This window comes from Mucispirillum schaedleri ASF457, assembly GCF_000487995.2.
In the GTDB taxonomy this organism is placed as follows: Bacteria; Chrysiogenota; Deferribacteres; order Deferribacterales; family Mucispirillaceae; genus Mucispirillum; species Mucispirillum schaedleri.
The window spans coordinates 302,144-322,806 of the sequence record NZ_CP097562.1; the positions used below are offsets into that span (position 1 = coordinate 302,144).

A 20,663-nucleotide genomic window follows, 5' to 3' on the forward strand; every position below is an offset into this window, starting at 1 on the left:
AAATATTGAATAAGTTTGAATCTTATTATGCAGATAAATTTGAATTTAAAAACTTAGATTTATCATTAAACCGTATTGATAATGCTTTAACAGAAGCGGGGTTTAATGAAAAAAGTCTTGGAAGTATAATCCATATTGCCGGCACTAATGGTAAAGGGTCTACTTCATTCTTTTTATATCAAATGCTTAACTTGTCAGGATATAAAACTGCACTTTTTACATCTCCCCATATTTTAAAAATCAATGAAAGAATATCTTATAGTTTATCAGATATTTCTGATGATGATATGGATAATATCTTTACTCCATATCAAGATAATCTTATAAAAAACAACCTTTCATATTTTGAAGCAGTTTTTTTTACTGCAATAATGCATTTTGCATCAAAATCACCCGATTTTACAATTTTAGAAACAGGCTTAGGCGGCAGATTTGATGCAACAAACACAAATCTTATTAATAATAAACTTTGTGTAATAACTTCTATGGGACATGACCATGCTGCATATCTTGGAAACAATATTTATGGTATAATCAATGAAAAACTTGGTATTTTAAGAGATAATTCTACACTTATTCTTGCTTATAATAAACCATTTGTATTAGAATATATTAAAAATACAGTTAAAAATAAAATCAAATTTATAGAAAAAGATATGATAATCAGTGATAAAGATTATCCATATCCATATAATGAAAATTATACTACATCATCATATATTTATAAGCTTCTTTTAAATCATGAGTTTATATATAATACAGAATTAAAACTGCCACCATGCAGAATGGAAAAACTAGGCAATGTTATATTAGACGGCTCTCATAATATGTCTGGAATATTAAAGATTAAAGAAACATGGAAAAAACAGAATATTAGTGCAGTTATATTTACAGTTACTAATGACAGAAATATAGAAAATACAGCAGAAATATTAAAACAGGTATCCCATAACCTGATTGTAACTACACTTCCAGATAACATTAGAAGTATAAAAGAATACAGTAAGAATGATATAGTATTTATACAATCACCAGTAGAAGCAATTATATATGCAAAAAATCATTTTACAGGCACTATTTTAGTAACAGGCTCATTTTATTTATGTGCATATATTAAAGAATATTTAAATGGCAGCAGAAATGAAATATAAAATACTACTTTTTTTTATATCCATATTCTTTTATCACATTAATGCTTTTGCTCAAATTAATAATACAGATATTTCCTATATACTTGAAGCTGACCAGGTAACACAGGTTGGTGAAAATATGTATGAAGCTGTAGGTAATGTTGTGCTAAAAGCAAAAGGATTAACCATTACAGCAGAAAAAGTTATGTATAACTCTGCAACGACAGAAGTTCAGGCTGATGGGAATGTAAAAATAGAAAGTCCTGAGCAAAAATTAGAAGCTGGGAAAATAGTATATAATCTTAATGCAGAAACAGGAACTGCTGAGGATATTCAAGGCTTTTTAGCCCCTTTTAACTATTTATGTGCCAAAAATATGAATAAAACAGGTCCTACAACATTTACTGTAACAGATGCTAAAATTTCAGCATGCTCTGGCAGTGTGCCAGAATGGTCTCTTTCAATGTATGAAGGTAAACTTAATATTGATGGATATATGCAGCTAAATCATGCAACAGTTAATATATATGACAGTCCTTTTATTTATGTCCCAAAATTTTTCTATCCTGTATCATCTAACAAGAAAACAGGGTTTTTAATGCCTAATATTGGCTATGATGAAACAATGGGTGCTATTGGTAATTTTCAATATTTTATTGCACCTGATATAAACTATGATTTTACTATAGGGCTTGGGCTTTACTCTGAAAGAGGTGTGCAGGAGCAGTTTGAAGCAAGATATGCTCATTCAGAAGAAAGTAAATTTTATTTTGCTGCAGAACATATTAAAGATTTCGGTTCAGAAGCAGATATGCAGTCACGCTGGCGTGCTACATTTAAAAATCAGTATATTCCAGTTAATAATTTATACATTAATTTAAATGGAGATTATGTTTCTGACTATCTTTATATAAGAGATTATGATGACTACTCTATTTCTATGTTTAATAAAAAAAACTATCAGAATATGTTTTTTGGTGAATTGAAACTTAAATATGTAAATGATTATATTGATACTCAAATATTTTATAGAAGAGATATGCTTTATAGAGATACTACAACAGGCTATACACAAAATCAGCTTGTTAGAATGCCTTCTATAAGAGTAAATAAAATTGTAAAAGAAATCCCTTATGTATTTTTAGAATATGATTTATCATACGACAGGTTAGTTTCAAAAAATACTCAATATTATTATACTTCTTTAAATAAACCAAAAGATGAAACAGAATGGGCAATGAATAGATTTGGTGCTTATGGCAGGCTGTATGTTCCAATAGATGCAAAATTTTTAACAATTACCCCTTCTGCATATATTGGATACATTAGATGGCAGGACAGCTCACTTCCATTTAACTTTAATGATTATTACAGCCCAGATTTTGGAGGCATATATACATTAAATGACAGCACTGCAGAAAAATACTGGGGTGGAGCTGATTTAACATTGACAGTAAAAGAAATATATAAAGATTATGGAATATTCAGGCACTCTATACAAAATAATATCACTCTTTCATATTCTCCAAAATTAAAACATCCCACAGTTAATACTATTACAAACTACCCTAACCTGCTTTTTAATGATGTTACTTCATATCAAAGCTCTATTTCTTATGAATTTATAACATCTTTAATAGGTAAAGGATGGAATGTTGAATTTAAAGCTGAACAAGGCTATGATTTTATGGCAGAAAAAAATAATGTGCTCCCACTTAAATTAAAATTAAAAGCAAGTGTATTAGGATATTTAACAAATTCTACAGAGCTTAATTATAAACATACTGGAGAATTTGAAGAAAACGAACCAAAAATCCAATATTTTTCAAATACTACAACACTTAGATTTTTTAAATATTTTTTTGTAACAGGCTCCTATACTTATAATGGAGCTGTTTATAAAAATATAACATCAAATACTTATAATACAACTGCACAGATATCTTCAGGTATAAATATATGGCGTATTGTTTTACAGGGCTATTATAACTGGAGTGGGTATAATACAGATATGAGTTTTAATGGCTTAATTCCAAAAAGCTATGGTGGATCTGTTTTATATAATGCAGAATGCTGGAGTCTTGGATTAAATGCTGAAATTACAAATTCCATAGTGAACTCTATTGATGGAAGATATAATAAAAATGACATTAAATTCTTCCTTTTATTTAGTTTAAGAGGTCTAGGTGACAGTAATATTCAAGTCTTTTCTATAAATCAGGAAGAACCTATTTAGAAGATTTATTGCAAATAATAAAAAAATATGATATAGTGAAAAAAAATGTGTATTATACAGGAATAATATGAAAAAAATAATAACAATCATAATATTAATTACTGCAATATTTTATACTTCTGAAAGTTATGCATATAATGTTACTGTCATTGGTAAAGCAACTATTAAAAATTTACGGCTTAGAGATGCTTATTACAGTGCATTATATAATGCAAAGATTTCTTCTATACGCTGGTATTATAAAGAAAATAAAATTACAGATATGGAAGTAAATGATGATTTCTTTAAATTTATAAGAAGTTATTCTATTTTAGAGCAGAATATTGAAGACAATACAACTGTTACTGTTAAATTAAAAATTGACCTTGATGATGCTGCATTAAAAGATGCAAGACTTTTATTAAATCAGTATGCTGATTCTACTGTATATATATACAGGGGTATAGATGATACAATACTTCCTGCAAAACAAATTCAAAATACTATTACTAATACTCTTTCATCAAAACAGTTTTCTTTAGCAGAACAGGCTTTATTTTTAGGAAAAATAGATGATATATATGATGAAAAGAAAATAAACAAAGCATTTCGTGAAGTAAACAGTGCTTCTTTAATTATGTTTGATTTTAGAATTATTAATAATATTGAAGATTTTAAAGAGCCTGATAATATATGTGAAGTAGAAACAACAGTAACTATTGTAAATAAAAAAAATAACAGCAAAACAATACAAATAGTTACAGGAAACGATAATAATAATATTATTAAATGTTATAATAATGCTGTAAAAGAAGCTGCAACTGATACTGTTGCTTATGTAAGGGATAATATTATACAGCTTCCAGAAACAGCTACAAAACTGCAAAAATATAATATCAATTTTGTTAATGCAAGTAATCTGGTATTAACAAAAAATATTATAGATACTCTTTCTCAAAGAGGACTTATTAAATCATATAAAACAGTTTCCTACTCACATAAAAATGTTGTTTTTGAAGTAGATTCTTACTTTTCTACAGAAGATTTAAGCAGAAAAATACAAGAATTAAATTTTCCAAAACAACCTAATAAAATAGAGTTTAATGATAGAAAACTAATACTAGATTTTTCAGTTGAATAAAAACAGGATTTTTTATGATTAACAAATTACTAGAAGCAGTAAAATCAAAAAGAAAAGTTTTAATTCAGACTCACAATAACCCAGACCCTGATACTATTGCTGCAGCTTTTGCATTAAAAAACTTACTTACTGCTACATTAAAAAAACGCGTAACAATAGCATATATGGGAGTTATTGGACGAGCAGAAAACAAAGAGTTTGTAAAACTCTGTAAAATTGATATGCACTATATAACTAAATTAAATTTAGCAAGATATGATTATCTTATATTAGTTGATACTCAGCCTGGTGCCGGCAATATTTATGAAACAGGTCAAAGGCTTCCTGATGCAGTTATAGACCACCATAACCTTCGCACAATATCTACAACAGTTCCATTTAATGATATTAGAACCAACTATGGCTCTACATCAACTATTATTGCTGAATATTATAAAGAATTAGGAATTACTCCTGATATTAATACTGCAACAGCTTTATATTATGGTATAAAAACAGATACTTTTGGTGCAGGCAGAGGCAATACTCAGGCAGATATGGATATGATAAGCTATGTATTCCCAAATGCTTCTTTTGCTAAACTTAATAAAATAGAAACACCAGAACTGCCAAGATATTATTTTAAAACTATCCGTAAAGCAGTAGGACAGGCAATTATATATAACGATTTAATTTTTTGTGATTTAGAAGAAGTTAGAAATGCCGATTTAATAGCAGAAATTTCAGACTATCTTCTTAGAATGCGTGAAATTAAATCATCTTTTGTTGTAGGAAGAATTGACCAAACATGCTACTTTTCTATCCGCAATAAAACAAGTAAAAAAGCAGTTGGAACAATAGCATTATCCATTGTTAGAGGCATAGGATATGGCGGAGGACATATGAAATCTGCCGGTGGTCAAATACCTTTAAAATCAAAAACTTATGAGCAGATAATTGAAATATTAAAATCTAGACTTTTAAAAAAGCTAGGTATTAAAAATGCTGAAGAAAAGCAAATATAAGGAGGAATATATGAAAAAATATGTTTGCAATGTATGCGGATGGATTTATGACCCTGCTGTTGGAATACCAGAGGATGGAATAGCTCCCGGCACTGCATTTGAAGATTTACCAGATGACTGGGTATGCCCACAGTGTTTTGTAGGTAAAGATGAATTTTCTCCACTGGAAGATTAATCTATCAAGTAAATTTTTTATAAAAATGTAACTGAGACTGCCTGAAAATACTTTTTCAGCAGTCTCCCCTTATATTATAACTATATTTGCAGCATTTAATATAAATATATCAAAAAACAAATTTGGATATATAATATTACAATTTTGATTTGTCAGATGAAATCAATATAACTATAATAAATAGTATGATATTGTCTTAAATAATCTGCAATTTATAGAATATATATATCTTAACAATAAAGTTTTAAATAGTTCATAATTTTTATTTATTAGAATTGCAGAGAATAATATATTAAATTATCTAGTTTTTAGATACTTCGCCTTTCGGCTCAGTAAGACCTGCAGTTTTCACAATATAAGTCATTTTGAGCCTGATTTTTAAAGGCGAAAAATCTATATTATATATTTTACAATAGTGTATGAAATATTTAAAGTATCTAGTTTTTAGATACTTCGCCTTTCGGCTCAGTAAGACCTAGTTTATTTTAAACTCTCTTGATATATTCATTATAATTAATCTAATTGTTTGAACAAGTCAACTTTATTCATACCATTTTGGTTTTGGTATTTTTGTGCCATTAAGCATACAGTATGTGTCTACACTGCCTTTTTCTATATCCCAGCTGTTAAGGTTATATCTAAATGATTTTGCATCTTCTAAAAACCACGACAATCTTTTTATACTTTTTGGTTTCCAGTTGCTTAAATCTTGATTAAAATGCTTGGCACCACTAAACATAGAACTCATCTCTGTAACCTTTGATACATCCCAGTCGCCAATATATTGATTAAAACTTTCTGCTTCCTCAAATAAACTATGCATATTTTTGACTTTTGAAGTATTCCAATTATTTAACGGTTGATTAAAAGATTTATTTCTAAAAAACATAGATTTTAAAGATGTTGCATTTGATATGTCCCAGTCATTAAGTGGCTGGTTGAATGAAGCTGCTTCTCCAAACATTCCTGTAAAGTTTGTTACTTTAGATACATTCCAGCTGCTGATATTTTGGTTAAAAGCATTATTGTTGTAAAACATTGATTCCATATTAGTAACTTTACTGGTATTCCAATTATTTAGTGGCTTATTAAAAGACATGCTTTGAAACATTCTTGACATATTTTTTACTTTTGATGTATTCCAAGAATTAATATCCATATTAAATTTTTCTGCCAACAAAAATAAACAATACATACTTTCTACATTTGAAGTATCCCACTTATCTAAGGGTTGATTAAATTCTCTAGCACAAAAAAACATCATGCTTATATCTTTTACATTTGATATATCCCAGTTATTGATATTTTGGTTAAAAGCAGTTTCTTGAAACATGCCATCCATATATTTTACTTTTGATGTATTCCACATACTAATATCATGGTTAAAGTTTCTGCTAAAAGCAAACATGTGGCTCATATTTTCTACATGACTTGTATCCCATGTTTCTAATCCATCAAAATTCCTGTTACAGTGAAGAAATAAAACTGATAAATCATTAATATTGGAAATATCAATATCTGCTAATGATACATTTTTATCCCTGACAAGCATCATTAATTCCATTTTAGTTTTAGGTATATATTTATCGTTTTCTCTTTCTGGTGTTTTTATCCATGCAGGAACAGTAGGACAGTTTTCAAATTTTATATATCTGCATAGTTTTTCAGGATCTAGAAAATTATACATTTTTTCATTGGATTTTCTATAATCCTTATTTATACTGCTGGTATCCCAGTTATCTATATTTTGTTTAAAGCTTTCTGCTCCGTCAAACATTCCAACCATACATAATACATTTGAAGTGTTCCATGAGCCTATATCTTGATTAAACTTTGACGCATTTTTAAACATATAACTCATATTTATAACATTTGATGTATCCCAGTCACTTATATCCACATTAAAATCTTTTGAATCTGCAAACATATATCCCATATCTTTTACATTTGATACATCTAAACTGCTTATCCATTTAAAAAGAGGACTATCATCGCTAATCTCACTAAAATCAAAGCCATAAAACATTTCGTCCATATATTCTACATGGCTTGTATCCCAGCGGTCTATGCCGCCATAATCTGTTCTACATACTTCGTCATAATGAAAAACATTATCATAATCATCATAATAATCTAATCTCATAGTTTTTGTCTTATGCATGTCCTTAAACAAGCCTGACAAGTCTTTTATTTGTGAAATATCAATATCACCTAAATATTGTCTTTTAAGAGTTATAAGTTTCCTTAATTCATTTTTATTTTTGGGAGTAATTATTACACCTTTACTTTTTAGAGAGTTTGTTTTTCTGTTAAACATACTGTTAATAATAGTATCAAGTTTTTGACCTTTTGCATATCTTGATACTATTCTGTATATATAATCTCTGTCTGAATTTTTTGCAGTTCTACCTGCATACAAAGCTGTATCATCAGCATATTCTATTTCTAAATCTTGTAAAGCACTTTCAGCCTGACATATAACATTGCTATCTACTTCAGCACCATCTCTAATAGCCTGAATTACTAAATCAACATCATGGTCCATTACAGCCTGCACCAGCTTCGCCTGTAAATCACTCTTACTCATATCATACCTCTCATTTTAATTCAATAGATTTATTTTTCTTAGTAATATTATTAACTTTTGGTGTTTTATTATCTTCAATAGTTACAAGTTCGCTTGTATCCTGCAGTCTGCCACCTTTAATCAAATCATCACCAGTTACTTTATCAATATTTGTATTTTCTATTGGCTGTAAATTCCTAGTGTAAACATTCTTTACCATATCATATATTTTATAATCAACAAGTTTACCATTTAAATAAGACAGCCCATTACCATAAGTTTCAAATTTATATGATTTTAAATTATCAAACCAGTCATCTGAATTTATATTTATTAAAATATCATTTGCTGGTTTATTTACAGCTGTTGAAATAAAGTGACCATAATCAGCTAATACTAAAAGATTAGATGCAGATGATATTGTAGAGCCTGACAAATAAACTTTATCAGCTATAATTTTACCATAACCTGATATATCTCCCTTTGCATTAATTGAAATATTATTACCATGAATAACACTACTATCAATGCTGTCAAAAGTAAAGCTGTCAGCAGCAATATTTACATTAGAAGCATATACTTTATTCTGCTGTATAACATCATAATCAGACATGATATTAATAGAGCCGCCACTAACAGCATAATCATCTTTATTAATATCAGCAAGCTGTGTATCTTTTACAAATGTTATATAAAGCTCACTGCCATTAATATCTGCCCTTTCTGCATCTATAATAAAAGAGTTACTGCCTGATTTTTGGTTTACATATACATCTTTTGCTAATAATTTTAAATTTTTGCTATCCCCATTGATGTGGTTTGCAGATAAATATATTTTATCAACAGCAGTTAAAGTATTGTTTGTAACAGGAAAATAAAGATTGCCATTATTACTTGAAAGTTTTATTTCGCTGAACTGAGTGTTGCTTGTATTTAATGTAATATTATAATTATTAGATATTTCTAATTTATATGGATTAGTATTATTATTTGTAATATTTAAAGTTAATGCTGTTGCTCCATTTCCCGCAATAGATATAACATTTGCATTTTGTGTAGTAATATTAACAGGGTTCTTAGACTCCAGCCCAAATATATATAAATCACCTATATTAAAATCTGGTGGTAAAGTAACTCCCGGAATAGATGAACCACCAGAAGTTCCAACTAAATTTACATTGATATTACCATTTAATGCTTTTAATGCTTTTATACTTATTGGACCAGCTTTGTGCGTATAATTAATACTACCTGATGCACTTTCTAAAGAAATACCACCTAATAAGTATGATGTAACATTAATATCATTTAAAGCATTAGCAGAAAAATACATGGCAGAAATATCTGAAATTGATGTTATTGCTCCATTTCTTGATATTAATTCAACACCACTTTGTAGTAAATCTTTTGACATACTGCCTAAATCAACATTAATATTTCCATTAGTTTCAAATATATATTTATCAGCTTTTTTATTACCTAAAAATGAAGAATCAAGTGTAAGCAGATTACTATTATTTTCTATAAAATGTATAGTATTTACATCAATTTTAAGCCCTGCATACTGTTTTAGAGCATCTAATCTGTCAACTGCTTTTACAGTGCCATAAGTGCTTTTAATTGTTAAATCCTGCCCTATTGCATTTTTAGGTATATAACTTAAATTAATAATACCAGTATCCTGTGTATAAGTAGATGTTTGATTACCAAAATATTTATCTAAAACTGTTTCATTTCTATTTAAATTAGTAATATCTAAACTATTGTTTATGCTTTCTGCTGATAATTTTTTTGTATCTACAGAAATATTAACTGCACCATCTGCTTTTAATACAACTTCCTGTCCTGTTACAGCAGCTTTATCGCTTGTAACAGATGTATCCATTGATATACCACTGCCTGTTTTTGTCACTTCTACACTTACATTGTGACCTTTAATATTAGTAATAAGCCCTATATTATCACCAACTAAATTAACATCACCATTTGATGATATATATGATGATTTACCAGTAATATCTAATTTTGTTAATAATATTTTATTCAAAGCATTTGCAGTAATTTCACCTGCAATAATACTGTTATTGCCTGTAATTCCACCACCTGCATTTAATGTAAGAGAAGCAAGATTATTAATATCACCTAATAAATTAATATTATTAGCTGCATCAAGAGTTAACCCATTTGTTCCAGTTAATGTTACACCAGCATTTAATGTAATATCTCCACTGCCGTTACCTTGTAATGTCTGTAGTGTCATATTAGATGTATTAAGCATATTATTAAGCCATGCAATATCAATATAAGTATTGCCATTACTTGATACTTGATTATTTTCATCATCAGATAAATTAGAATAGTTACCAATAAACATATTTGATGGGTCTAATAAAAACTGACCATATACACCATAAAGTGATTTTGTATTAAAATCACTAAAAGCATAAAGAGAATCATAACCGCTTAATTCTATAAAACCACCACTTCCATATACAGATGTTGCTTCAATTAATGCACCACTATATGATTCTGCCCTTTTATGGGATATAAGTTTTATACTGCCGCCATTTCCATATCCAAAGCTGTTTGCCTGTATAATACTTGAATTATTTATTTTTAGTAAATCTGAACTAAGCATATTAATTATACCACCATTTAAGCCGTTTGCATCAATAGTGCCATTATTAATAATATTTGCTGCATTTATATCAACAGAACCACCTTTATCTGCCTGAGATGAAACATTTATTTCTCCAGCATTAACTATCTGACCATTTTCTGCACCTAATATTACTTTACCACCTTCATAAGAGATAGAAGAAGCATCAATAATTCCTGTATTATTAACAGCATGGCGTATAACATCAGAAGCATTTTTTGCAGTCATAACAATAGTTCCACCTTCTGACTGAATATGACCTGCATTAGAGATATAAGCATCAGTTATACCTTTTTCAACAGCTACACCGATTAAATCATTTCCGCTCATATCCATTCTAAATGTTTCACCTGATGATAAATATATCTTGCCAAATTTTGCAGAAATAAGCCCATTATTTTCTACTTTTTTACCCATAAGCACAGCATATCCGCCATCTTGCACTTTTATACTGCCGTTATTAATCACATTACCTTGAGCACCATAAAAATTATGTTTACCAGCAAGAAAATCTTTATCATTAATACTTGCTGCACCTGCTAAAAAACTGTTAGTATTAATTTGTGCACCATTTCCTACTAATACTCCAGCCTGATTTAAAATAAATACATTACCATTTGCTGAAATATTGCCAAAAATATTAGTAGGCAGACCACTTGTAACTCTGTTCAAAATAATACTTGATGATGAATTCTGATTAAAAAGAACACTTTCACCTTTATTAACATCAAAAGAATTCCAGTTTATAATTGCTTTATCTGTATTTTGATTAATAACAGTATTAGAGCCGCTTTGAGAAATATTTACATCACCATACACCACATTTGCACCATTTGGAGCAGCATAAACAGGAATATTAAATAAAAAAACTAAAATAAAAGCTGTGTAATATTTAATTTTAGAAATCATAGCTTATTCTCCCGTATACAACGCCCCAGCCTGCTTCACGATTTTGTGATGACATTAATGGGTAACCATAATCAATTTTGATTGCAAGCCCTTTCCATGGATAAAAACGAAGCCCTGCACCTGCAGAATCAAGAGACGCACTGCCATACCCATGATAATCTGCATTATAATTAAATACCTGACCTCTGTCATAAAATACTAATGCTTTGATATGTGGAATACCTAAATCAAATTCAGCTTCTAAACTAACTCTGTATCCATTATCCCCTGCTTCTATACCACTTTCAAATCCACGGACACTATAAATTCCACCTATGTAAAACCTTTCACCTGAAAAAGTGGTGCCTGATGTCCACTGACCTGAAAAGAATAATCTCATTCTAAAAAACCAAGTAATAAACTGATGATACTCATAATCTAAATATAGTTTTTCATAGTAACCGCTTGCATTAGGGTTAGAAGAATTGCTGCTGTAATGAGAAACTCCATAAAGACCGCTTAAACCTTGAGAAAAAGCAAGAGAATAATACATATTAGCACCAGTCCATGGATAAGCTTCACCATAAAGACTAAGAGATGCATTAGTTAAAATATCCTGAGAATTTTTTTCACCAAGTATTTTATCTGCAGATTCTTTTACACATATGCCAGCACCTAAATTTAAAGTGCCTTTATTTCTTAAAATAATTGGATATTCTGTATATATAGAATAATCGTTAGAATAACCTTCTAATTCAAGAGCTTTTGCAAAATCTTTTGTGCCTATATAGTTACTTCTTGAATATGCAAAGCCAAGCTTAAACCCTTCACTGCCAATAGGAAGCCTGTAATCTATCCTGCCGTAAAAAAGCTGCCATGGGTTAAAATTATCTAAACCAAGAGATAAATTTAATGCAAGCCTGTCTCCGCTTGTAATAATATTACCTATCATAGCAGCACCATTAAGGCGGTATTCATTAGTTATTTTATTACCATAGTTATCAACGCTAAAACTTGCTCTGTATGGATTTGTATCTTGTGCATAAATAATAATATCTGATGTGCCTTTTCTTTTACCCGGTCTTAAAGTAGCATTAACTTTTAAATCCATAAAATTGTTTAATAATAAAAGGCGTCTTTCTAAAGTTTTTGCATCAAGAACAATACCAGATTGTAATGGTTTTAAATATTTTAAAATAAACTCTTTTTTATAATCTGATAAACCTTCTACATATACTTCACCAATTTCCCCCTCTACAACAGCAATATTTATTGTGCTGTTGCTAACTACCTGAGGTGGAATATAAGCATAACTTATTATATATCCTTTCTGTCTGTAGAATTTTGTTACTTCATCAGCAGCTTCATTTATCTGAGCTAATGTTAAATTTCTTTCAACATAATCAATAAGGACCATTTGAATATCTTTTTTATCAATAACTCTGTTGCCTGTTACTTCAAATCTTGAAACATATACTGTTTCTGCTGATGTTTCTTTTGGAAGATTATCCAGCAGTTCTTTTTCAGTAATAATATTAGCATTTTTATCTCTTGGAAAAGGTGTATTACGAAAATCTTTCTCAAAGTTGTCATCAATTACACCACTTAAACTTATCTGAGATTGACCATAACTTAATACAGAAAAACAAAGAATAAAAGCAATCACTGGTAAAAATAGCCGTTTTATCATTAAATTCGCTCCAAAATGGATAGTATATTTAAAAAATGATAACAAATTATGTGCCTAAAAATCATAAATAACTATTTTATAATAATTAATTTTTATTATTTTTTCAATACAAATATAACAATATATAAAAAAATTAAAGATACATTAGATATATCGGCAGATAATAAAATATATTAAGGAGGAAAACAATAGATATATTATATCCACATTTGTGGCTTTAAAAATTTTTAATAAATACAAATATGGAGAAAAATTTCTCCATATTTAAACAATGATTATATTTCTTTTCTAGTAATTGCTAAATTTTTCTGAGCAACACTCATTAAAAGTTTAATACGGTTTAACTGGTTTACTTCACTTGCACCCGGGTCATAATCTACTGCTGCAATATTGACATTATCATAGGCAACCCTTAATGCTTTCATAACACCTTTACCAGTAACATGATTTGGAAGACATGCAAATGGCTGAACACAAAGAATATTGCCAACACCACCTTCTATTAATTCTACCATTTCAGCAGTTAAAAGCCAGCCTTCACCTGATTGATTACCAAGCGAAACTATTTTTTCAGCTAAATGAGCAAGTTCAAAAATATCAGGCATAGCATCAAAATGTTTACTTTTCCTTAATGCTTTACGCATAATATTTCTTTTTCTTTCAATCATCCATATAATATATCTTGCAGCATATTTACGGATTTTAGAACCTGCCATATATTTGCTTCTATATATATCATCATAAGCACTGTAGAGAACAAAGTCCATAAAATCAGGCACAACTGCCTCTCCACCCTCTCTTTCTATAACTTCTACAGCTTTATTATTTGCATCAGGGTGAAATTTGATTAATATTTCACCAACAATACCAACACGGGGTTTTCGTGTTTCATTCATTGGTATATTATCAAATTCTTCCACAATATCATAAACATCTTTTTTAAACTGACGCCAGTTATAGTTATAAACATTTCTTGCACAAATATCTGCCCATTTGTGATATACTGCTTCAGTTTCACCTTTTACTTTTTCATAAGGACGGCACCTGTATAACATTCTCATAAGCAAATCACCATACAATATACCCATAACCATACGCCTTATCATTGGCATAGTAACTTTAAATCCTTCATGAGTTTCCATACCATGCAGGTTAAAAGAAAGCACTGGTATATGACTTAAACCAGCTCTGTTTAATGCATTTTTCAACCAGCCTATATAATTTGTAGCACGGCAGCCACCTGCTGTTTGTGAAATAAGCACTGCAACTCTTTCTGTATCGCATTCTGGTGACATTACATAGTTTAATAACTGACCAACTGCAACAATAGCAGGGAAACATGCATCATTATTAATATGTTTTAAACCGCACTCTATATCGTTTCTATCTGTTGTTTCTAATACTTTTACTTTATAACCTTCTGCAGCTAATGCTTCTTTCATTAAATGTATATGAATAGGGGAAAGCTGTGGAATAATAATAGTATGGGTATCTTTCATTTCTTTTGTAAATTCTGCACCTTTTTTAGCTGGTGTAAAACTTCTGCTTATACCTCGTTTTTTCCTGTCCTGAATTGCTGCTATAAGAGAGCGTATACGGATACGGACTGCACCTAAGTTACTGCCTTCATCAATTTTAATAACTGTATAAAGCTTATCATGTCTATTTAAAATATCATAAACCTGCTCAGTAGTAACCGCATCAAGACCGCAGCCAAAAGAATTAAGCTGAATTAATTCAATATTATCATGTTCTGATACAAAACTTGCAGCTTTATATAATCTTGAATGATATGTCCACTGGTCAACAGCATTCATTGGTCTTTCAACGGTTGCAAGATGAGCAATAGAATCTTCAGTTAATACTGCAAGACCGTTAGATGTAATAAGTTCAGGTATACCATGATTTATTTCAGGGTCAATGTGATATGGTCTGCCAGATAAAACAACACCTTGAATACCATGTTTTTCAATATATTCTAATGTTTCTTCACCTTTCATGCGGATATCATTTTTAAAGTTTTTCATTTCTGCATCTGCTTTTCTTGCAGCAATACGCACTTCCTGTTCTGGAATATTAAAAGGCTGAAACATCTGCACAAGAGAATTTTCTAAATATTTATAATCATTTAATGGCAAAAACGGACCCATAAATTCAACTTTTTCATCTACCAAAGCATCAACATTTAATCTTATAACTTCAGGATAGCTGCAAACAACAGGACAATTATAGTTATTATCTGCACCTTCTTCATGAACTTCTTTTTGAATACACGGATAGAATATTCGTTTAATACCTTTGCTGATTAAATTCATTATATGACCATGCACTATTTTTGCAGGATAGCATACAGTTTGAGAAGGAATAGTTTCAAGACCAGTATTAAATAATTCTTTTGATGATTTATCAGATATTTCTACTCTAAAACCAAGATTTGTAAATAATGTAAACCAAAATGGATAATTTTCATAAATATTTAATACTCTTGGAATACCAACAACACCACGAGATGCATTTTCCTTATTTAGTGGAATGTAGTATTCAAAAAGACGCATATTTTTATATGCATAAAGGTTAGGAAGTTTATTTGCTTCTTCTACTTCCTGCACACCTTTTTCACATCTATTACCAGTAATATAATGTTTTTTACTGCCACCAAACTTATTAACTGTTAATAAGCAGTGATTAGAACAGCGTTTACATCTAACATTAATTGATTCCATTTTAAAGCTGGCTATTGCATCAGATTTAATAATAGCAGAATGTTTGCCATTTTCGCTTCTTTCTTTTGCAATTAATGCTGAACCAAAAGCACCCATGTGACCAGAAATGGCAAATCTTGTTACTTTGCTGCCAACAGAAAGCTCAAATGCTCTTAATACTGCGTCGTTAAAAAAAGCCCCACCTTGCACAACAACATGTTCACCTAAATCTTCCACACTGCTCATTTTTATAACTTTATATAAAGCATTACGAACAACAGAATATGAAAGACCAGCAGAAATATCACTTACAGAAGCCCCTTCTTTTTGTGCCTGTTTAACTTTTGAGTTCATAAATACTGTGCATCTTGAACCTAAATCAACAGGATGTTCTGCTTTAAGTGCTGTTGATGCAAAATCCTGAACAGTAGACTGCACTGATTTTGCAAAGTTTTCAATAAACGAGCCACAGCCTGAAGAACATGCCTCATTTAATATAATTTTATCAATTGCCCCATTACGAACATACATGCATTTCATATCCTGTCCACCAATATCTAATATAAAAGATACATTTGGAACAAAATATCTTGCTGCAGTAAAGTGAGTTACTGTTTCAACTTCCCCTTCATCTACACCAAGAGCAGCTTTAATTAAACCTTCGCCATATCCTGTAATACATGAATTAGCAATGTAAGCATTTTTTGGCATTGCAGCATATATTTTTTCCAGCACAAGTAAAACAGATTTAACTGGGTTGCCAAGGTTTGATGAGTAAGATTCAAATAATAAATTATCATCTTTATCTATTAATATTGCTTTTGTAGTAGTAGAACCAACATCTAAGCCAAGATAAAGCTCTCCCTCTGCAAGAGAAAACTCTTTTTTATTTAATATACCTTCTTTAGAATGACGCTCTTTAAACTCTTCATAATCTTTTTCTGATTCAAAAAGACGCGGCAGCTGCTCTATTTCACTTTCTACTTTAGTAGTTTGCAGCTGTTCAACTTTATTAATAATAGATTTAAAAGAAACTTCTTTACTTTTTTTAGAAACAAGTGCTGCACCCATAGCAACAAAAAGCTGTGGATGTTCTGGGAAAATAACTTCATTAGGCGTTAAAGATAATGTTTCTATAAACCTGTTGCGAAGTTCTGACAAGAAAAATAATGGACCGCCTAAAAATGCAACATTACCAGAAATTGTTCTTCCACATGCAAGCCCTCCTATAGTCTGGTCAACAACAGCCTGAAAAATAGAAACTGCAATATCTTCTTTTGCTGCACCCTCATTTAATAATGGCAGCACATCTGTTTTTGCAAATACACCACATCTTGCAGCAATAGGATAGATAGTCTTATAATTTTTTGCCATTTCATTAAGACCTGCTGCATCAGTTTGAAGCACAACAGCCATTTGGTCAATAAATGCACCAGTTCCACCTGCACATGTTTCATTCATTCTCTGGTCTATACCATTATCAAAAAAAGTAAGCTTTGCATCTTCGCCACCAAGCTCAATAGCTACATTGGTTTCTGGAATTTTAGTTTTAATACATTCAGTAGATGCGATAACTTCCTGTATAAAATCAACTTCAAGCCACTGTGAGACAGATATACCGCCAGAACCTGTTACATTAATTGTAATAAATGCATCTGGAAATTCATTATAAGCTTCTTTTATTAAAACAGTTAATGTGTTACGCATATCAGATAAATGTCTTCTATACTGATGATAAAGCATATTATCATATTCATCAGTAATTACAATTTTGATTGTAGTAGAACCAATATCAAGCCCCATATGATAAACTTTTTTACTCATATTATTCCTCATAAAAAATAAAACAATAAAAAAATACTAAAAATGTATTATTTAAAATATATGATTTCTAATGTATTGTCAAACAAAAATAATGGACATATTTTCATATTCTGTATATATCAAAATATCTTGTAAAAAAATGAAATATTTTACGGCTTATGACTGATTTTTATTAAAATTTTTAAATATCATACTTATTTTTTCTATATGATTTTAAATCTACTATACTTGCTGGTGTATGTTCAACTGACCATTTATATATCACAACTTCTACTGAATATTTTTTGTCCGGATTGCCACCATAAAGCCTATTATTATATGCAATCATAATTAATTTAGATTTATCTTTTAATAAATCTATGCACTCATAAGGCTCTGCTGGCAAATCCTGAATATTTCTGCATGATATATCAGTTACAAATATATTCTTATCAGTTATTACTAACAGTTTATTATCAGGCAGACTTTCAAAACTTAATGCCTTATATATAATTGGTAATGGGTTATATGATGTTAAATTTTCATCAATTTCTTCATCTTTTAATGATGCATATTTCAGATTAGCTTCTTTATCAAAAATCATTAATCCACCAATATCTGAAAAAGAGCTTGCTATTGTTGCCCATACTCTGCCTGCTGCAATACTCATGCTGAAAAAACCATACCGTTGAAAATGAGTGTATACCTGCTCTGTTTTTTTATTATATATGGCTAATGCTCCCTTTTCTTCTTCACTGCAGTCTGTGGCAACAGCAATAACAGACCCATCATCTGATATACTAATTTCAAGCCAGTCTATTAAATCATCAGTAAATTCAAAGCTGCATATTAATTCTAAATCTGTATTATATATTTCCCAGAATTTACCTTTTATATTAACAGCATAACCATTGCTGATTATCCATTTGCTGCCTTCTAATACCGCTATCTCACTTAAATGATAAAGATTTTTATACACTTCTTCATCATCAATAATAATAGAGCTGTCATTATTTGCTTCATTTATTGTATATAAATGAAGCCTGTTATGACGAATAATTAGAAATCTGATTTTATTATTCTTATTAAAAATATGAAGAAAATCCATATCATGCATATAAGATTCTTTTGCCATAGAGCTAAGCCATTCAAAACCTTTATCATTAGAGCAGTAAAAAGTAATACTTTCTTCATACTGGGCATACTCTGATATAAAAACAAGATAAAGTCTGCCATCTATATAAATATAGTCAAGCAGCATATCTTCATCAGCTTCAAACTCCCATTTTTTTATTACTTTACCATCTAAATTTATATGGTAGAATATAAAAACATTAAATGTATTTTCAAGAATAATAAATGAATTACTGTCTATAAATTTAATTCTTTTTAAAACGGATGAACATGTGTCAGAAAAAGCTGAAAGATTATCCAGCTTAAATGATGTTAATTTCTCAAACAAAACTTCACTCTCTATAAAATATTTTGGGAAAAATTACTAACATATTTTATATATTAAGTCAAGTATGATAAAAAACTATACTTAGCCTACTACATTAATAAGATGACCAATGCCTTTTGATACTTCTATATTTGCTCCAGCCATGCTGGCTTGTTTTGTAGCTGCATCTGTATTAGTAAGCTCTGTAATACCATGCTGATGAGACATACCTTTTGATTTATTTGCAGCTGCAATAGAATACTCCATACCTAACATATGCGATTTTTCAAAAGAAGGCAAGCCTGAAACATAAGCCATAATTATACTCCTGCTGGGTTATCCCCATAGATATAATTTATGAAATAATTATTTATTTGTCAATACAAATAAATAATTATTTGCCTGTATTATCCATTAATTCTTCTACTGCCGACCTGCCATAAGAGTTGTTAATAAAATATAACACTACATCTTTTGGTGATATATATGATGCAGGCGGTGTTGCACCACAATATTCAATATTTAAGTAATCATAGAACTCTTTTTCTGAAATATTGCCAGTTTTTATCATAAGAGATGTCTGCACAATATTTGTATATATTTCCATATTAACAGCCTGCAACACTGCTTCTGCCTGAGAAATATTTTTCTGACCATAAAAATTTTCTAAAAAAGCAATAAAATTCATACTAAAATCATCTATAGCTTTTTTAGCTGGAGTAGATACTGCATATTCCTGCATTTGTGTATCAGTAATATTATCACTTGTCATTTCATTATTAATCTGAATAAAGAGAGCACCTAGTTTTTTCACATCATTACATGCTACTTTAATATTCCCTTTTTTAATATTCTCAAAAGTTTCATACCCTATGTTGTTATCAGTGATTTCCATTTTATTATTACTTAGAGTAAATTCTTTATCAGAGCGAAAATTACTTGTTACTATAATAACCATCACTATGACACCTAAAAAAAGCATAAATCCAACTGATTTGTATAAAATACTTGATTTTTTATTTTTCTTCATAAAAAGCCTCTATAACTTATTTAAAATATTTATAAAATATACTATTTTATGTTATGCTTTATTTCAATACTAACTTATGCTTCTTAACAATTTTTACTAACAATAAACCTAGATATTTTTAAAATATAATATTATATTAATTGTTGATTATAAAATACTGAATTAAATTTTATTAAAATAAACAAATAGAAATATATATTAATGAGACTTTTGAAAAAA

Annotated in this window: 12 protein-coding genes; 5 read left to right on the plus strand and 7 right to left on the minus strand. The window is 29.6% G+C overall.

The window, feature by feature from the left end; genetic code table 11:
- Positions 1 to 5: 5 nt before the first annotated feature.
- The 5 genes from N508_RS01550 (at position 6) to rd (ending at position 5,665) form a co-directional block, all read left to right on the plus strand.
- Positions 6 to 1,151, plus strand: a complete 1,146-nt coding sequence (locus tag N508_RS01550; protein WP_023276325.1) for a bifunctional folylpolyglutamate synthase/dihydrofolate synthase — start codon at positions 6 to 8, stop codon at positions 1,149 to 1,151.
- Complete coding sequence (locus N508_RS01555; RefSeq protein ID WP_076653914.1) at positions 1,141 to 3,366, plus strand: LPS-assembly protein LptD; 2,226 nt, start codon at positions 1,141 to 1,143, stop codon at positions 3,364 to 3,366. The genes N508_RS01550 and N508_RS01555 overlap by 11 nt, the downstream gene beginning before the upstream one ends.
- Before the next feature lie 67 nt (positions 3,367 to 3,433).
- Positions 3,434 to 4,486, plus strand: a complete 1,053-nt coding sequence (locus tag N508_RS01560) for a hypothetical protein (RefSeq protein ID WP_023276327.1) — start codon at positions 3,434 to 3,436, stop codon at positions 4,484 to 4,486.
- Positions 4,487 to 4,500: 14 nt separating this feature from the next.
- Positions 4,501 to 5,490 (plus strand): DHH family phosphoesterase, encoded by a 990-nt coding sequence (locus N508_RS01565; protein WP_023276328.1) that lies wholly within the window; start codon positions 4,501 to 4,503, stop codon positions 5,488 to 5,490.
- Positions 5,491 to 5,500: 10 nt separating this feature from the next.
- Positions 5,501 to 5,665, plus strand: a complete 165-nt coding sequence (rd, locus tag N508_RS01570; protein WP_023276329.1) for a rubredoxin — start codon at positions 5,501 to 5,503, stop codon at positions 5,663 to 5,665.
- A 541-nt stretch (positions 5,666 to 6,206) separates the two neighbouring features.
- Here the strand turns inward: rd and N508_RS01575 are convergent.
- The 7 genes from N508_RS01575 to N508_RS01605 form a co-directional block, all read right to left on the minus strand.
- The gene (locus N508_RS01575; RefSeq protein ID WP_023276330.1) at positions 6,207 to 8,252 is read right to left on the minus strand and encodes a BspA family leucine-rich repeat surface protein; all 2,046 of its coding nucleotides are present in this window, start codon (positions 8,250 to 8,252) and stop codon (positions 6,207 to 6,209) included.
- 10 nt (positions 8,253 to 8,262) lie between these two features.
- Positions 8,263 to 11,799, minus strand: coding sequence for a two-partner secretion domain-containing protein (locus tag N508_RS01580; protein ID WP_023276331.1), 3,537 nt, complete (start codon positions 11,797 to 11,799; stop codon positions 8,263 to 8,265).
- The gene (locus N508_RS01585; RefSeq protein WP_023276332.1) at positions 11,789 to 13,468 is read right to left on the minus strand and encodes a ShlB/FhaC/HecB family hemolysin secretion/activation protein; all 1,680 of its coding nucleotides are present in this window, start codon (positions 13,466 to 13,468) and stop codon (positions 11,789 to 11,791) included. Before N508_RS01585 ends, N508_RS01580 begins: the two co-directional genes overlap by 11 nt.
- A 275-nt stretch (positions 13,469 to 13,743) precedes the next feature.
- On the minus strand, positions 13,744 to 17,994 hold the full coding sequence (locus N508_RS01590; RefSeq protein ID WP_023276333.1) for a 2-hydroxyacyl-CoA dehydratase: 4,251 nt from the start codon (positions 17,992 to 17,994) through the stop codon (positions 13,744 to 13,746).
- A gap of 181 nt (positions 17,995 to 18,175) precedes the next feature.
- Entirely contained in the window at positions 18,176 to 19,435 is a 1,260-nt protein-coding gene (locus N508_RS01595) for a hypothetical protein (RefSeq protein WP_023276334.1), read from the minus strand.
- Between the two features lie 81 nt (positions 19,436 to 19,516).
- The gene (locus N508_RS01600; protein WP_023276335.1) at positions 19,517 to 19,732 is read right to left on the minus strand and encodes a hypothetical protein; all 216 of its coding nucleotides are present in this window, start codon (positions 19,730 to 19,732) and stop codon (positions 19,517 to 19,519) included.
- Positions 19,733 to 19,808: 76 nt separating this feature from the next.
- Positions 19,809 to 20,444 carry a hypothetical protein gene (locus tag N508_RS01605; protein ID WP_023276336.1) on the minus strand — a complete coding sequence of 212 codons (636 nt, stop codon included), beginning with the start codon at positions 20,442 to 20,444 and terminating at the stop codon, positions 19,809 to 19,811.
- Between the last annotated feature and the right edge of the window lie 219 nt (positions 20,445 to 20,663).

Excerpts from the sequence above, each read along its gene's own strand:
- N508_RS01555 (WP_076653914.1), top strand. The coding sequence starts at position 1,141 with ATGAAATATAAAATACTACTTTTTTTTATATCCATATTCTTTTATCAC.
- N508_RS01560 (WP_023276327.1), top strand. The coding sequence starts at position 3,434 with ATGAAAAAAATAATAACAATCATAATATTAATTACTGCAATATTTTAT.
- N508_RS01565 (WP_023276328.1), top strand. The coding sequence starts at position 4,501 with ATGATTAACAAATTACTAGAAGCAGTAAAATCAAAAAGAAAAGTTTTA.
- rd (WP_023276329.1), top strand. The coding sequence starts at position 5,501 with ATGAAAAAATATGTTTGCAATGTATGCGGATGGATTTATGACCCTGCT.
- N508_RS01575 (WP_023276330.1), bottom strand. The coding sequence starts at position 8,252 with ATGAGTAAGAGTGATTTACAGGCGAAGCTGGTGCAGGCTGTAATGGAC.
- N508_RS01580 (WP_023276331.1), bottom strand. The coding sequence starts at position 11,799 with ATGATTTCTAAAATTAAATATTACACAGCTTTTATTTTAGTTTTTTTA.
- N508_RS01585 (WP_023276332.1), bottom strand. The coding sequence starts at position 13,468 with ATGATAAAACGGCTATTTTTACCAGTGATTGCTTTTATTCTTTGTTTT.
- N508_RS01590 (WP_023276333.1), bottom strand. The coding sequence starts at position 17,994 with ATGAGTAAAAAAGTTTATCATATGGGGCTTGATATTGGTTCTACTACA.
- N508_RS01600 (WP_023276335.1), bottom strand. The coding sequence starts at position 19,732 with ATGGCTTATGTTTCAGGCTTGCCTTCTTTTGAAAAATCGCATATGTTA.
- N508_RS01605 (WP_023276336.1), bottom strand. The coding sequence starts at position 20,444 with ATGAAGAAAAATAAAAAATCAAGTATTTTATACAAATCAGTTGGATTT.